Annotated in this window: 14 protein-coding genes; 6 read left to right on the top strand and 8 right to left on the bottom strand. The window is 72.3% G+C overall.

Translation table 11 applies throughout. The annotated features are described in order from the left end of the window. The first annotated feature begins 52 nt into the window (after positions 1–52). Positions 53–1006 (top strand): aldo/keto reductase, encoded by a 954-nt coding sequence (locus ACZZ9K_RS13285; protein ID WP_463444278.1) that lies wholly within the window; start codon positions 53–55, stop codon positions 1004–1006. Positions 1007–1188: 182 nt separating this feature from the next. Here ACZZ9K_RS13285 and ACZZ9K_RS13280 read toward each other — a convergent pair whose 3' ends face one another. Both ACZZ9K_RS13280 and pyrE read right to left on the bottom strand, forming a co-directional pair. Beyond that, a complete protein-coding gene (locus ACZZ9K_RS13280) occupies positions 1189–3459 on the bottom strand; it encodes a septum formation family protein (protein WP_463444277.1) in 2271 nt (756 codons plus the stop codon). Further along, positions 3456–4007: an orotate phosphoribosyltransferase gene (gene pyrE / locus ACZZ9K_RS13275; protein ID WP_214528847.1), complete on the bottom strand. Its 552-nt coding sequence runs from the start codon at positions 4005–4007 to the stop codon at positions 3456–3458. The genes ACZZ9K_RS13280 and pyrE overlap by 4 nt, the downstream gene beginning before the upstream one ends. Before the next feature lie 96 nt (positions 4008–4103). On the opposite strand from pyrE, the gene ACZZ9K_RS13270 reads away from it, so the two are divergent. From ACZZ9K_RS13270 to ACZZ9K_RS13255, 4 genes are all read left to right on the top strand, one after another. Further along, the gene (locus ACZZ9K_RS13270) at positions 4104–5771 is read left to right on the top strand and encodes a hypothetical protein (RefSeq protein WP_463444276.1); all 1668 of its coding nucleotides are present in this window, start codon (positions 4104–4106) and stop codon (positions 5769–5771) included. A 74-nt stretch (positions 5772–5845) separates the two neighbouring features. Then, a complete protein-coding gene (locus tag ACZZ9K_RS13265; RefSeq protein ID WP_463444275.1) occupies positions 5846–7192 on the top strand; it encodes a peptidoglycan DD-metalloendopeptidase family protein in 1347 nt (448 codons plus the stop codon). 138 nt (positions 7193–7330) lie between these two features. Further along, complete coding sequence (locus tag ACZZ9K_RS13260; RefSeq protein WP_463444274.1) at positions 7331–9172, top strand: alpha/beta hydrolase; 1842 nt, start codon at positions 7331–7333, stop codon at positions 9170–9172. Between the two features lie 89 nt (positions 9173–9261). Then, entirely contained in the window at positions 9262–10512 is a 1251-nt protein-coding gene (locus ACZZ9K_RS13255) for a hypothetical protein (RefSeq protein WP_463444273.1), read from the top strand. Positions 10513–10540: 28 nt separating this feature from the next. Here ACZZ9K_RS13255 and ACZZ9K_RS13250 read toward each other — a convergent pair whose 3' ends face one another. The 6 genes from ACZZ9K_RS13250 to ACZZ9K_RS13225 are packed head-to-tail and all read right to left on the bottom strand — an operon-like array spanning position 10541 to position 13634. Then, positions 10541–11344, bottom strand: coding sequence for a phosphotransferase (locus ACZZ9K_RS13250; protein ID WP_463444272.1), 804 nt, complete (start codon positions 11342–11344; stop codon positions 10541–10543). Positions 11345–11355: 11 nt separating this feature from the next. After that, complete coding sequence (locus tag ACZZ9K_RS13245; RefSeq protein WP_463444271.1) at positions 11356–11958, bottom strand: hypothetical protein; 603 nt, start codon at positions 11956–11958, stop codon at positions 11356–11358. Next, the gene (locus ACZZ9K_RS13240; RefSeq protein WP_138802512.1) at positions 11955–12587 is read right to left on the bottom strand and encodes a hypothetical protein; all 633 of its coding nucleotides are present in this window, start codon (positions 12585–12587) and stop codon (positions 11955–11957) included. Before ACZZ9K_RS13240 ends, ACZZ9K_RS13245 begins: the two co-directional genes overlap by 4 nt. After that, positions 12584–12955: a hypothetical protein gene (locus tag ACZZ9K_RS13235; RefSeq protein WP_110858768.1), complete on the bottom strand. Its 372-nt coding sequence runs from the start codon at positions 12953–12955 to the stop codon at positions 12584–12586. Before ACZZ9K_RS13235 ends, ACZZ9K_RS13240 begins: the two co-directional genes overlap by 4 nt. Continuing rightward, positions 12952–13143, bottom strand: coding sequence for a DUF2273 domain-containing protein (locus ACZZ9K_RS13230; RefSeq protein ID WP_027464859.1), 192 nt, complete (start codon positions 13141–13143; stop codon positions 12952–12954). The genes ACZZ9K_RS13235 and ACZZ9K_RS13230 overlap by 4 nt, the downstream gene beginning before the upstream one ends. Then, positions 13140–13634: an Asp23/Gls24 family envelope stress response protein gene (locus ACZZ9K_RS13225; protein WP_110858766.1), complete on the bottom strand. Its 495-nt coding sequence runs from the start codon at positions 13632–13634 to the stop codon at positions 13140–13142. The genes ACZZ9K_RS13230 and ACZZ9K_RS13225 overlap by 4 nt, the downstream gene beginning before the upstream one ends. Positions 13635–13749: 115 nt before the next feature. Here ACZZ9K_RS13225 and ACZZ9K_RS13220 point away from each other — a divergent pair, with 115 nt between their 5' ends. Continuing rightward, complete coding sequence (locus ACZZ9K_RS13220) at positions 13750–14586, top strand: exodeoxyribonuclease III (RefSeq protein WP_071246469.1); 837 nt, start codon at positions 13750–13752, stop codon at positions 14584–14586. The last annotated feature ends 81 nt before the right edge of the window (positions 14587–14667 follow it).

Below are 14667 nucleotides of genomic sequence, written 5' to 3'. Positions count from 1 at the left end.
GGAGACGTGCGGTCCGCTCCCACCGCACCCACGACCACGAAAGGACCTCCGCATGCCCCGCATCGGTACCAGTGACCTGCACGTGTTCCCCCTCGCCCTCGGCGGCAACGTCTTCGGCTGGACGGCGGACGAGTCGACCTCGCACCAGGTCCTCGACGCCTACACCGCGGCCGGTGGCGACTTCATCGACACCGCGGACGTCTACTCGGCCTGGGCGCCGGGCAACTCGGGTGGTGAGTCCGAGCGGGTCATCGGTTCGTGGCTCCGCGCCTCGGGCAAGCGGGACGACGTCGTCATCGCGACGAAGGGCTCGCAGCACCCGGAGTTCCAGGGCCTCGCCGCGGGCACCGTCGCCGCCGCTGCCCGCGCCAGCCTCGAGCGCCTCGGCACCGACCGGATCGACCTGTACTACGCGCACTTCGACGACCAGTCGACCCCGCTCGAGGAGACCGTCCGCGCCTTCGACCAGCTCGTGCAGGACGGCCTGGTCCGCTACACCGCGATCTCGAACTACTCGAAGGACCGCGCCGCGGAGTGGATCCGCATCGCGACGGAGAACGACCTCGCCCAGCCCGTCGCCATCCAGCCGCACTACAACCTGGTCACCCGCCAGCCGTACGAGGCGGAGATCGCGCCGCTCGCGCACGAGCACGGACTCGGCGTCGTGCCGTACTTCTCGCTCGCCGCGGGGTTCCTGACCGGCAAGTACCGCTCCAAGGACGACTTCGCCGGCAAGGACCGCGAGGGCCAGGTGTCCGGGTACTTCACCGACGAGGGGCTCGCCGTCGTGGGCGCGCTGTCCTCGATCGCCGACGCGCACGGCTCCGAGATCGCCACCGTCGCACTCGCCTGGTTGCAGGCGCAGCCCGACGTCGTCGCGCCGATCGCGAGCGCCCGGAACACCGAGCAGCTGCCGGCGCTGCTGGCCTCGGCGGAGCTCGAGCTCAGCGTCGACGAGCTGCAGACGCTGTCCGACGTGTCGGCGAAGGTGCCCGCGAGCGCCTGACACCCACGCGCTGTCGAGCGACGCCGGCGGTCGCGGGCGGGCGCAGGCGGACACGGACGCGGAACGACGATGTCGCTGTCGTACGACGTCGACATCGTCGTTCCGCGTCGGACCCCGCCGTCGGCCCCCGCGTCGGACCCCGCCGCCCGACCCCACCGCCCGCCCCGACGATCGGCCCGCGCCTACGCCCCCGGCGCCAACGACCCGGTGAGCGGCTGCCCCGACGAGCGCGTCACGAAGCACGAGATGAACCGGTCACCCTGGTCCCACGTCGCCTGGTCCGGCGCGTAGGAACCCTGCACCTGCACGTCGCCCACGGCAGCGGCGGCCGAGGCGTTCAGCGCCGCGTCGGACTGGCACTGGTCGGCCGCCTGGGTCGCGAGGGCCTCGGCACCCGGGTAGGTGTCGCCCTGGACCGCGAGTCGTGCGGTCAGCTGCCCGATGTGCGGCGTCGCGCAGTCCACCACCGTGAATGTCTGCGACCACGCGTTCGTGAACGGCGACAGGCACTCCCCGCCGGCCAGGTCGGTCCACGGGTGCTCGCCGGGCCCCGCCGGCGTCGTGGCGAACTGCAGCGTGGCGGCGGGCGCGGCGGCCTCGCTCGACTGCGAGGCCGACGGCGCAGCGCTCGGTGTCGCCGGTGCCGAAGCGGCCGCCGGCGACTTCGTCGGCACGGCCTGGTCGGCGATGTTGTTGCCGAGGATCCACTTCGACAGCAGGAACACCAGCACGATGAGCACGAGGATCAGCGCGATCGACCCGTAGATCAGCAGCTGCTTGCCGCGCTTGCCCTCGTTCCGCAGCCGCGCGAAGCCCTCGTTGATGAAGTTGTCGCGTTCGCCGGACGGCCGGTCCGGACCGCCGGCGGGCCGTCCGCCAGCAGCGGGTGGCGGGGCAGCAGCAGGAGCGGCAGCAGCAGGCACGGCCGCCGCAGGCACGGCAGCCGCAGGCATCATCCGCGTCCCGGTGTCCTCGGGGTCGTAGCCGGTGCCACCGAGCTGCCCGACCGCCTCGGTGCCGAACAGGTCCTTGATGGCGCTCGTGTCGCTGGTCTCGCGGCCGTCCCACTCGGACTGGTCCAGGTCGTCCGGCGCGGCGGCGGGCAGGGACTCCGGCTGCGGACCGGTGTCGTTCCCCCGCAGCCCCAGAACGGCGTCGAGGTCCTGCCCCACCGACGGCGGCAGGTGCGCCGGGTACTCCTGTCCACCGGTGGGTTCGACGAGCGGCGGTGCGGCGGTCGGCGGCACGGTCGCGTCGGGCTCGGACCACCAGGGCGTGCCGGCCGCCGGCATCGCGGTGGTCGGGGCATCGGCATGGAGGCCCTCGGTCGCGTCCGGCACGTCGTCTCCGGCGGGCCGACGGGGTCCGTCCACGGCCTCGGTCACCTCCGACGGAGCACCAGCGGCATCCGGCACGGCAGCCGGCGCAGCCGTGTCCGACACGGGCGTGGCCGGGACCGCCGGGGGCACCACCGGCGGCACGGGGACCGCCGGCGGCACCGGGTAGGTCCGCGGTGCCTGCGGCAGCCCGGAGGCCGGAGTGTCGACCTCGCCGGCGACGACCTCGTCCTCGTCGTCGAACTCGTCGGCGAGCGACCAGGACCCGGCGGACAGCGCCGTGGTGTCGAACGAGTCGGTGGTCAGCGTCGCCGGGACCTCGCCGGGCTCGTCGTCACCGATCGCCCAGTCGAACGGCCGGTCGTGCGCGCCGGTCTGCGTGGGGACCGGCCCGGTGCTGGTGATGCGCAGCAGGTCGGTGAAGGTCGGTGGTTCCTCGGTCGGGGGCAGCACGTTCTCGACGCCGAGGGGCTGCGGTGCAGCGGGAGCAGCGGGCGACACGGGCTCCGGGTGGTTCCCGGTCGCGCGGCCGAGCCAGTCGACGTCGGCGCGGCCCTCACCGAACGGGTCGACGCGGCGACGCTCGTCCTCGATGGCCTTCGACGCAGCGGCACGTTCGTCGCGGTGGGTCTGCGCCGTCGGCAGCACGATCGACGACGGGTGCGGTGCGGTGGAGTCCGGCGGGGCGTCGGCGGCGGCGGGGATCCGGTCGTGCAGTGTGGAGCGTTCGTGCTCGACGACGGCGTCGGGGTTCTCGGAGGGTGCGAGCAACTCGGGCGGCATCGAGATGGCCTGGGTCGCGCCGTCGTCGAGCGCCGGCTCAGGCGCGGCAGGAGCAGCAGCAGGCTCAGCAGCCTCCGCCTCGCCCTCGGCCACGAAGGGCTCCGGCAGCGGCGCGCCCGTCTCGCGGGCGGTGCGCTCGGCCTCGCGGCGCTCCCGTCGCGACGGCCAGTCCTCCTCGCCGCGCGGAGCGCCGAAGATGTCCGCAGCACTGCGGAGACCGTGGAACGGAGCGTCCGAGCCGGACGCACGCCGAGCCTCCAGGCCGTCGTCCCCGTCTGCCGGGCCGGCGGTGCCGTCGGGTTCGCGTGCGTCGTCCGGACGCTCCTCGGTCACGCGGTCAGCCCCAGATCAGCCAACCCGATGGCCGCGAAGTACGGGTAGCCGGCCGCCTCGATCGTCTCCTTGGCACCGGTGTCCCGGTCGACGACGACCGCGACGGCGGCGACGATCGCGCCCTCGCGCTCGAGCGCCTCGGCCGCCTTGAGCGGCGAGCCGCCGGTGGTGGAGGTGTCCTCGAGCACGACGACGCGCTTGCCCCTGAGGTCCGGCCCCTCGACCTGCTTGCCGCGGCCGTGGTCCTTCGGCTCCTTGCGGACGACGAAGGCGTCGTAGGTCAGCCCCTGGGCGGCGGCCTGGTGCAGGACGGCGCTGGCGATGGGGTCGGCACCCATGGTGAGGCCACCGACGGCGGACACGTCCGGCACCTGCTGGACGAGCTCGGTCATGACCTGCCCGATCAGCGGCGCGACGCGGTGGTCCAGGCTGACCTTCCGCAGGTCGATGTAGTACGTCGCCTTCTTCCCGCTGGTCAGGGTGAAGTCGCCGTGGAACACCGCTTCGGAGGAGATGTACTGGATCAACTGTTCGCGCGCGTCGGTCACAGCGCACAAGGGTAGTCGGTCGGGCCTGCAACGCGCTCCCCCAGCCTGTGGGCCGCGGGGTGCCGGCACCGAGGCGGCCTCGGTACGCTCCGGGGCATGTCCCGAGCACCGCGCCGCCCCGCCGTGGAGCCGGCTCCGTCCGGCGACCGGCGGCCCGGCGAGGTCGCCGTCACGATCGGACGGGAGGCCCTGGGCGGCCTGGTCGCGCTGGCCCTGGCCGTCATCGCCCTGCGCCACGTCATCGCGACGGAGCGGGTCGCGTTGCTCTGGTACGACGGCGACTCGGTGCTGCTGCCGCTCGTCCAACGCTCGCTGCAGGCCGGCCAGCCGTTCGAGTGGGCCATGTCGCCCGCGCTGTTCTTCTTCCCCGAGCTGCCCGTGTACCTGTTCTGCTCGCTGGTGACCGCCACGCCGCAGCAGGCCCTGGCGGTGAACGGCGTGCTCGTGCTCCTCGCCGTCTACGCCCTGGTGCGGGCGGCCGCGAACGAGCTGATGCCGTCCGCCGGACGCCCCGCCCGGATCGCGGTGTCGGCCGGGGCGCTCGGTCTGGTCACGCTGCTGGTGCTGACCGAGTCGTCGGCGACGGCCACGTCGCTCGAGCTGGCGTCCCTGCTGCTCACCACGACCTACTACTACGGTGCCGTGCTGGCGATGCTCGGCACCGCGGTGCTCGTGCTGCGGGCGGTGCGCCTCGGCCGGGCGTCGGTGCCCCTGCTCGTGGTGCTCGGACTCGTCGCCGCGTGCACGACCGCGTCGAACCCGCTGTTCGTGCCGTGGTCAGCGGCCCCGGTGGTCGTGACCCTCGGGCTCCTCGTGCTGGCGCGGCGGGTGCCGTGGCATCCGGCCGCGCTGCTCGCCGGTGCCGTCACGGTCGGATCGGTCATCGGGTACCTGGTGCGGATCCCGCTCCGGCCGTTCGTCTCCCTCGACCCGGCGACGTACGTGCAGCCGTCCCGGGCCGGGGAGACCCTGCGGTTCTTCGCGGCGCTGACCGACGACCGGGCGGGCACGGCACCGGGCGACCTCGGGCTCCTGCTGCTGTTCGCCGGGGTGCTCGTCACCGTCGGGGGCACGGTCTGGGCCTGGCGGGTCCGCACCGCACGCACCGTGCTGGTCGCGACCCTGCTGCCCCTGGTGACCGTCGTCGCCGTGTCCGTCGGGGTCGTCGTCGCCGGGTCCGAGACCCCGCGGTACCTGCAGCCGATCGTGACGGCACCGCTGCTCGCGCTCGTCGCCGTGGCCGAGCTCACCCGCACCGCGGTCCGCCGCACCCGCGTGCACCGCCCGCACCGTGGGGTCCGGGCCGGGGTGGCGGTCGCGATGGCCGCCGTGCTCGCGACCGGGATCGCCGTGGCCCCGGGTACCGCCCACGCCGTGGCGACCGCGCGGTACCCGGCGGCGGCGTGCCTGGACCGCTGGGCCGACGGACGCCAGGTCACCGGCGTCGGGCAGTTCTGGACCGTCCGCCCCCTCGCCACCTACACGTCGAGCAACGTCGGGCTGCTGCAGGTCCGGGACACCTTCGAGACGTACCCCTGGCTCGTCGACCTCGGGGCCTACCGCGACGCCGACCCGAGCTTCGTGGTGGTCGGGTCGCACGACCTCTGGACGACCGCGGTCGAGGACTCCCTCGGGACCCCGGCGACGATCACCCACTGCACCGGGTTCGACGTCTACGACTACGCCGGCACCGCGGGGCAGGCCATCCTGCGGCGCGACGTCGTCGGGAGCGCCGACGTCATCCGACGCGACCGCGGCTTCTGATGCACTGCTGAAGTTGTCCACAGCGGCGCGTTGCCGTCCGATGCTCGCTGTACGGATGTATAGGCTCGTGCTCGATGTCTCGCCCCACCAGCCCCCGCGCCCACCGTGTCCCCGTGCGCCTGCGCCTCGCCGTCACCGGTCTGGCGCTCGCGGGCCTCGTCGGCACGGTCATCGCCGATGCTCCGGCCGCTCAGGCGGTGACCTACCCCACGTGGGACGAAGTGAAGTCCGCCCGCGGCAAGGAATCCGCGAAGCAGGGGCAGATCACCGAGATCCGGGGCATCATCAGCGAGCTCGACGCCAAGGTCGACGCGGCCGAGGCCAAGGCCAAGAAGCTCGGTGACGTGTTCTACAAGGCGCAGCGCAAGGCCCAGACCGCGGCCGAGAAGGAACAGCAGCTCCGCGCCGACGCGAAGGAGCACGCGAAGGTCGCCGACCAGAGCGCCGCGCAGGCCGGGCAGTTCGCCGCGCAGATGTCCCGCTCCGGGGGCGCCGACGTCACCACCTCGGTGATCACCCAGGGCGAAGACGCCAGTGATCTGCTGTACAACCTCGGTGCGCTGAGCAAGCTCTCCGAGCAGGCCGAGCGTGTCCAGGCCGCCGCGAGTGCCGACGCCGCCGTCGCCAGGTCGCTCGAGGCGCAGGCCGACCGCGCCGCCGAAGCGCTGGGTGACCTCGCTGCCGAGGCCGAAGACCGCATGCAGGAAGCCCAGGCGGCATCCGACGCCGTGCAGGCCGCCTACGACGAGCAGCAGTCGAACAAGGCCCGACTCGACGCCCAGCTCGCAACCCTGACATCGGGCCGCGTCCGGACCGAAGCCGAGTTCGCCAAGGGTGAGCGCGTCCGCAAGGCGGCGGAGGAGAAGGCCGCGCGCGAAGCGGCACAGCGCGCGGCCGCAGCGGCGGCGGCAGCAGCGGCAGCCGCGAACTCCGGCGGGGGCTCGTCGTCGGGTGGCGGCTCGACCGGGAGCAGCGGCTCGGGCGGCGGCGGTTCCGTCGGCGCGGGCTCCGGGACCGGCTGGGTCCGCCCGGCCAGCGGCTACGTCATCAGCCCGTACGGGTACCGCGTGCACCCGATCACCGGCGTCGTCACCATGCACGAGGGCACCGACCTGGCGAGCGGCTGCTACACGCCCATCGTCGCGGCCTCGGCCGGCACCGTCGACTACGTCGGCTGGTACGGCGGCTACGGCAACTACGTCCGCATCAACCACGGCGGCGGCGTCCAGACTGCGTACGGCCACATCGTCGACGGCGGCTTCCGGGTCGCCACCGGGCAGCAGGTCTCCGCGGGACAGCTCATCGCGCTCGTCGGCTCCACCGGGGCGTCGACCGGCTGCCACAGCCACGTCGAGGTGCACATCAACGGTGCCACCACCGACCCGGTGCCCTTCATGGGTGCGCGCGGGGTCGCCTTCTAGCCAGCTCGTTCACCAGACCGCCGTCCTCTCGCAGTGGGCGGCGGTTTGTTGTTTCCCACAAGCACCTCACTGTCATTTCATGCTGCACCGCTGAAATGCTACGTTTCTCCCATCAGCCAGTTCGGATGGTGGGGGACGATGGGGATCCAGTTCGACGACGCAGCCGCGTCGCGGTTGGCCGACTGCGCAGCCGAGGTGGCGCTTTCGCTGCGTGCCAGCGCCCAACCACGGCGGAACAGCGCCGAGGCCGCACTGCACGACTTCGACGGTGCGTACGCGCGGCTGTTCGAGGCGGCTCGGGTGACGGAGTCGCAAGACCGAACCCGGTTGGCGACGGCGCTCGATTCCCTGGTCGAACAGGTTCGGACCGCGCAGCGGCAGGCGGACACCGAACGCGAGCGGCAGGCGGACACCGAACGCGAGCGGTTGGCGGACGTCGCCGCGTGGCGGCAGCGCGAAGCCGACCGTGACCTGGTGCGCGCCGGTGGCGGGCTCCCGCTGCAACCCGTGCTCGACTGGAGCAGCTCGGTGTTCGACCCCGAACCATCGGGCAGGCCACAGCGACCTTTTCCGGTGTCCGCGGTGTTCAGCGCGCGCTCCCGGCAGCGCACCGGTGGCCGGTCCGGAGGACGGAGCGGGGCAGATCCCGCTCGGCTGCGGAAGTTCGCTGCCGTGGCCCGGGTGCAGGACTCCTCGACGGAGCAGGATCTCGTGCGGGTGCGCAACGCGTGGGCCGTGTTCCGCAACCGTTGCAGCTGGGTCCCGGTCGACGGGGCGTCGTTGCCAGGTGGTTTCGCCGACTACCTTGCCGAGAACGCCGACGACGCGTCGTGGATCGATCGGATCGCGAGCGCGTTCAGGGCCGCTGGCGGCGGTTCCCTCGCGAACGCTGCGCTCGACGTCGCCGGCACCTCCAAACTTCCACTCGGGCTGCAGCGGCTGCTCGATCCGTCCCTGACCCCGGCTGAGGTCGCAGCGGCCTGGGCCGCGCTCGGCTTCGCCGACGCCGACGTCCGGGCGTTGCCCCTGGCCACGCAGCTGCAGTTCGCAGGACTCGACGGGGTTCCGGCAGCGCAGCGCGACATCGCGTCCAGGGCCGTCCTCTCGGCCGCGGTACGGGACCCGGAGCGGCTGTACCGGCTGATGGGGCTGCCGTACACCTACGGCGCGGTCACCCTCGACGAGTTCCGGAAGCAGGTGGTGGCGCTTCGAGACGGCCTCCGTGACGCCGACGACCTCGCGCGCAGAATCCAGAGCCCGTCGAAGGCCATGGCGCAGCTCGTGGGTTTCGGCGTGTCGGACGGCGCGCTCGTCGCCGCAGTCGTCCTCGGCGACCTGGACACCGCGTCGAACGTGACGGTCAACGTCCCCGGCGCGACAACTGGCGTCGAGAGCATGGACGAAAAGGTCCGGGCCGCCAACAGCCTCCTGACCGCCGCGGGCAGAAAGGGAACCGGCGAAGATTCCTTCGCGATCGTGTCCTGGATCGGGTACCGCGCACCGGGTGCCGTCGAGGTCCCCAGCCAGGCGCGTGCGACCGCTGGCGGGGCGAACCTCGCCTCGTTCCTCGACGGCATCCACGACAGCCGGGGCAGCGCGCCGCGGTCGCTGACCGTCCTCGGGCACTCCTACGGGTCCACCACCGCGGCCGAAGCGCTCGCGCAGACTCGGTACCGGGTCGACTCGCTCGTCACGTACGGCTCCGTCGGGTTCACCGACACCACGACTCCCGAGCACCTCAACGTGGACCATGTGTACGCGACCGAGGGGTCCGCTGACCACACAGCGATCCTCGGCCGGATCGGACGCACCGATCCACGCGACCTTCCAGACGTCGACACGTTCGGCGCTGAGGATTCTGCAGGCGGCAGGGCCGTCACCGGGCACGACATGTTCCCGGACAGCGGCGTCGGATACCTGTCCCGCGATGCCACCGCACAACAGACCATCGCGAGGATCATCGCGACGGGGAAGCCATGATGAAGACCATGCGACCGATACTCCGTACCATCACGACTGCTGCCCTGACGCTGGGGCTGCTTTCGGGATGCGCGGCAGGAGGAACCCAGATGCCCACCGACGCAGCCGGCCTCACCCAGCACGAGGTCGCCGAGATGTCCCTGCACCAAGAGTTCGACGCCTATCGCGACCGCTACGAACACATGCAGCAGCTCCTGCGGGACGCGCAAATCCAGGTCCACGACGGCGAATGGGAATGGGACAGTGGCGACGACATCCCACAGATCGGCGGCGACGGCGTTGCCCCGTTACCGGGTTCGGACACGAAGAACAGCTACGACATGCGGAGCGGGCGGCTCTGGTCCCCGCCTGGCACCACCGGCCAACAGCGGGACCTCCAACCGATGATCGACTACTTCACCGAGCAGGGCTGGGACATCGAGCAACGCACGGTCACCGGCGACCACGAGGTCTGGGCCACCACCGGCGACGGCTGGCAGATCATCTACTCGGCGCAGACGAACGGCCGGTACACGCTCGAGGTCTACAGCGAACCCTTCTGGACCAACGACGCACACAAGCTCCGGCGAGCGGTGGCAGGACGCTCCCAGGCCGACTTCCTGATCGGTCTCTCCCCGGCATCTACCCGGACTTCCCCCAATGGGACGACCCCATCATCAACCAGCCGAAAATCTGACCCGATGCTCCGTGCCATCACGACTGCTGCCCTGACGCTGGGGCTGCTTTCGGGATGCGCGGCAGGAGGAACCCAGATGCCCACCGACGCAGCCGGCCTCACCCAGCACGAGGTCGCCGAGATGTCCCTGCACCAAGAGTTCGACGCCTACCGCGACCACTACGAACACATGCAGCAACTCCTGCGGGACGCACAACTCCAGGTCCACGACGGCGAATGGGAATGGGACAGTGGCGACGACATCCCACAGATCGGCGGCGACGGCGTTGCCCCGTTACCGGGTTCGGACACGAAGAACAGCTACGACATGCGGAGCGGGCGGCTCTGGTCCCCGCCTGGCACCACCGGCCAACAGCGGGACCTCCAACCGATGATCGACTACTTCACCGAGCAGGGCTGGGACATCGAGCAACGCACGGTCACCGGCGACCACGAGGTCTGGGCCACCACCGGCGACGGCTGGCAGATCATCTACTCGGCGCAGACGAACGGCCGGTACACGCTCGAGGTCTACAGCGAACCCTTCTGGACCAACGACGCCAACGCGCTCTCGACGGCCATCTACGGACGCTCGACCGTGAAGTTCCCTGATGGGTCCCTTCCCGGCGTGTACCCGGACTTCCCCCAATGGGACGACCCCATCATCAACCAGCCGAAAATCTGATCGGATCGAGCACCACGACGGCTCCGCTTCAGCCCGCCGCAGGTCCCACGTCGTCCACGTCGGTGTTCCACAGCGCCCGGTACCAGGCCGTCCGCTCCTGGTCGTCCGGCAGCCCGTACGCCCGGTGGAACAGCGGCTCCCACCCGGGTCCGTAGTTCCAGCCGAGCGCCATCGTCGCCACCGCGATGTCGGCCCAGCGGTCCGCGACGCCCATCGCATCCAGGTCGACGTGCCCGCTCCACCGCCGATCTGCACCGATCAACGTGTTCGGCGTGCACGGGTCACCGTGACAGACGACGATGCGGTCGGCAGGCGGCTCCGAACCGAGACCGCCCGGGCCGCGGCCGGCGTCGGCGTCGACGTCGACGACCGCCGAACGCGCGCGATCGAGCCGGTCCGCGGTCGCCCACGTGAACGGACAGTCGTCGACGGGCAACGTGTCGTGCAGCGCGCGCAGCCCCTCGCCCACCGCGACCACCGCGGTCCGGGGTTCGTCGTGCCAGCGCGGGTCGACGGCGCTCCACCCGGGCACAGCGCGGGTGTGCAGCCAGACGCCGTCGTCGTCGGTGCCGTGGCCGAGCACCTCCGGCACCCGGGCGTACCGGGACGCCCACGTGAGCCGTTCCGCCTCACCGCTGATCCACGAACCGTAGGCGTGCGGCAGGACCTTCACGAACTCCTCGGCCTGCGCATCCGGTCCGATGCGGAACGTCGTCCCGCCGATCTGGTTGTGCCAGACGAGCGCGAACTCACGCCCTCGCGCGACCTCGGTGACGATGCGCGGCACCGGGACCGTCTCGCCCGGCCGGGGCAGTCCACCGATCGAGCGCACCACGGTGATGGTCAGTGCACGCGGTCCGGGCGGGAGGACCCCGACCCACCGCGGGCGATCTCGAGCAGCACGGGCAGGCGTTCGCCGAGCAGGGCGTCCAGGTCGGCGACGACGGCCTCGACCCGTTCGGTGATCTCGCGCGGCGCGGCCCCCCGGCGCGGACGGACCCGCACCCGGATCGCGCGGCCTCCGCGGACCCGGTAGACGTCGACGGCGAGCGACCCGACCTGCGGCATGTCGCCGATGGCCGAGGAGAGCGCGTGCTGCACGGCGGTGGACTCGATGCGCACCGAGCCGGCGACGCCGTCGGCCGAACCGTCGCTGTCCACGACGGTGTCCTCGCGGCCACCGCCGAGGGTCGTCAGCACGACGAGGGCGAGCACGCCGAGCACGACGCCACCGCCGAGCACGCAGGTCCACGCGAACACCGAGTCGTCACGCGATGCACCGGTGCCGAGTCCGGCGAGGGCATCGCCGACCGTGCGCCACCACGATGCGACGAGGGGCAGCCCCTGCGCGGTCTGCACCAGGATCGCGGCGACCCCGGCGACGAGCAGGACGAGCCCGAGCAGGACCAATGCCGCGCGGCCGAGCGCGCGGTTCGTGGCGTTCATCCGTCCACCCGCCCCGTCGGCTGCACCCGGACGCGCGCGGCGAGGGCCGGCTGCGCGTCGATCGCGGCGAACTCCCGCTCGACGGCCTCGGTCGCGGCCACCGCGGGGACGTCCACCCCGGCTGCGGGCCGGAGCACGACGTCGACCGTGCGGCGGCCGACGGTGCCCACGGCGGCGTCGGCGCCCAGACGGGTCGCGGAACGGGCGGCGCGGGCCGCGGCGGAGGCCAGGACCTCGTCGTCGACGACGACTGCGAGCCGGTCGGACGACATCACGTGCCGTGGACGGCGCTGGGGCAGGACCCCCTGCAGCAGCAGGACGAGCCCGATCAGGGCCACGATGGCGCCGATGCCGATCACGACGGTGGTCTCGAGGCCGTCCGGGGCCGCGAGCGCGGCGTCGACCACGGCACGGGGGTCGACACCCAGGACGTTCTGGTCGAGCAGGACGAGCGCACCGGCGAAGACCGCGGCGGCGGCGAGCACCAGGGCGATGAGCATCGCGACGACGACTGCGGCGGAGCGGGAGACGTGGGTCTCGCGGCGCAGCAGGCGACGGTAGGTGGCGCGGTGGTCGTCGTGCGCGGGGCCGGCGGGGACGACCGGATCAGTGCGCCCGGCGGCGGTCACCGGACCCTCCGCGGAGTGTCCACGACCGACGAGGCGAAGGTCACGGTCACGCGGGCGACCTGTCGGCCGGTGATGGTCCGGAAGCGCTCGGCGATCGTGCCGCGAGCCCGGTGCGCCGTGGCGACGACCGGTTCGTCGGGGAGTGCGTGCGAGCCCAGCACCGGCAGGGCGAGCGGGGCGGTGATCTCGACCGCCAGAGCGCCGCGACCGTCGTCGGCGACCCGGGCACGGACCTCCCGGAAGGCCACGCGCAGTGCTTCGGCGGCGACCGCCTGGGCGGTGTGCACCAGCGCCGACGTGCCGATGCGGTCGGAGCCGCGGAGCCGGACGCCGCTGTCGCCGGTCGTGGCGACGGCGGCGTCGCTCACGACGAGCTCCGGCGTCCGCGCAGCACGTCGAGCAAGCGGCGGAAGTCGACGTCGCCCGTGACGATGCGGGCGACCAGAGCGCCGACCGCCATGCAGACGGCGACGACGACGAACGCCCAGAACCCGAGCGTCACGGCGACGATCGCGAGCAGGGCGCCGGTGCCCATCCCGACGACGGTGGCGTTCACCGGACTCGACCGTCCCGGGTGTCGAGCTCGTCCGCGACGCCGTTGAGCGCCGGGATGTTCACGTCGTTGATGGCGATGTTGACCTCGGTGACCTCGAGGCCGACGAGTTCGGTGACGGCGTTCGTCACGGCGGCGCGCACCGCGGAGGCGACCTCCATCATCGGCGTCGGGTAGTCGACGACGATGGTCAGGTCGACGGCCACCTGGGTCTCGCCGACCTCGACACGGACGCCCTGACCGAGCGCGCTCGAGCCGATGGCGTCGCGGATGGCGCCGAACGCCCGCGAGGCGTTGCCGCCGAGCGCGAAGACACCGGGGACGTCGCGGGCGGCGATGCCCGCGACCTTCGCGACGACCGTGTCGTCGATGATGGTCCTGCCCTTGGCGGTGACCTGCGTCGTGGTGGTGCCGGCGGGCTGGGTGCTCCCGGCCCCGGTGCCGAGCGTGGCCCCGGTCGTGGTCCCGTCGACGCGGTTCGTCGTCGATGCCATTGCTGCCTCCGTGCGATCGATTGCTGGCCTCCAGCGAACACCATCGTGCCGTACACCGCACAGGCGGCGCACCTGCCGACCTCGTCGTCAGTCGGCACCGGTAGGTTCTTGTTCCATGCGCGTCGCGACCTGGAACGTGAACTCCGTCCGCACCCGAGTGGGTCGGATCGTCGACTGGCTGGTGCGTGAGGACGTCGATGTCCTCGGCATGCAGGAGATCAAGTGCAAGCCGGAGCAGTTCCCGGTCGAGCAGTTCGAGGCCGCTGGGTACCACGTCGAGGCGCACGGCCTGAACCAGTGGAACGGCGTCGCGTTCGCCAGCCGGCTGCCGATGGAGGACGTCACCCGGGACTTCCCCGGCCAGCCCGGGTTCCTGAAGGGCCACGAGGGGCCGGACCTGCCGGTCGAGGCCCGCGCGATCGGCGTCACGGTCGACGGTGTGCGGCTCTGGAGCCTCTACGTGCCGAACGGCCGCGAGCTCGGCGACCCGCACTACACGTACAAGCTCGACTGGCTCGCTCAGCTGGCCGACCGCACTTCGGAGTGGATCCAGGCGTCGCCGGAGACCCCGCTCGCGCTGATGGGCGACTGGAACGTCGCACCGCTCGACCAGGACGTCTGGGACATGCGGGTCTTCGAGGGGTCGACCCACGTCAGCGACCCCGAGCGGGCCGCGTTCCGCGAGTTCGAGGCGCGGGGCCTGCAGGACGTCGTCCGCCCGATCGTGCCCGACGGCTACACCTACTGGGACTACAAGCAGCTGCGGTTCCCGCGCAACGAGGGCATGCGCATCGACTTCGTCCTCGGCTCGCAGGCCTTCGCGGACGTCGTCACCGACGCCTCGATCCACCGGAACGAGCGCAAGGGCGACGCCCCGAGCGACCACGTGCCCGTGGTGGTCGACCTCGACCTGGACACGTCGCTCGACGACGACCGCCCGATGATCTTCTGATCGGAGTCGGGTCACCGGCCCGGCCCGGCCCGGCCCGGCCCGGCCCGGCCCAGCCCGGCCCGGCCCGGCGCCCGTCCGGCT

The organism is Curtobacterium sp. AC268, from assembly GCF_979258745.1.
This window is presented reverse-complemented; position numbering and strand designations above follow the sequence as displayed.

Excerpts from the sequence above, each read along its gene's own strand:
- ACZZ9K_RS13285 (WP_463444278.1), top strand. The coding sequence starts at position 53 with ATGCCCCGCATCGGTACCAGTGACCTGCACGTGTTCCCCCTCGCCCTC.
- ACZZ9K_RS13270 (WP_463444276.1), top strand. The coding sequence starts at position 4,104 with ATGTCCCGAGCACCGCGCCGCCCCGCCGTGGAGCCGGCTCCGTCCGGC.
- ACZZ9K_RS13265 (WP_463444275.1), top strand. The coding sequence starts at position 5,846 with ATGTCTCGCCCCACCAGCCCCCGCGCCCACCGTGTCCCCGTGCGCCTG.
- ACZZ9K_RS13260 (WP_463444274.1), top strand. The coding sequence starts at position 7,331 with ATGGGGATCCAGTTCGACGACGCAGCCGCGTCGCGGTTGGCCGACTGC.
- ACZZ9K_RS13255 (WP_463444273.1), top strand. The coding sequence starts at position 9,262 with ATGCCCACCGACGCAGCCGGCCTCACCCAGCACGAGGTCGCCGAGATG.
- ACZZ9K_RS13245 (WP_463444271.1), bottom strand. The coding sequence starts at position 11,958 with ATGAACGCCACGAACCGCGCGCTCGGCCGCGCGGCATTGGTCCTGCTC.
- ACZZ9K_RS13225 (WP_110858766.1), bottom strand. The coding sequence starts at position 13,634 with ATGGCATCGACGACGAACCGCGTCGACGGGACCACGACCGGGGCCACG.
- ACZZ9K_RS13220 (WP_071246469.1), top strand. The coding sequence starts at position 13,750 with ATGCGCGTCGCGACCTGGAACGTGAACTCCGTCCGCACCCGAGTGGGT.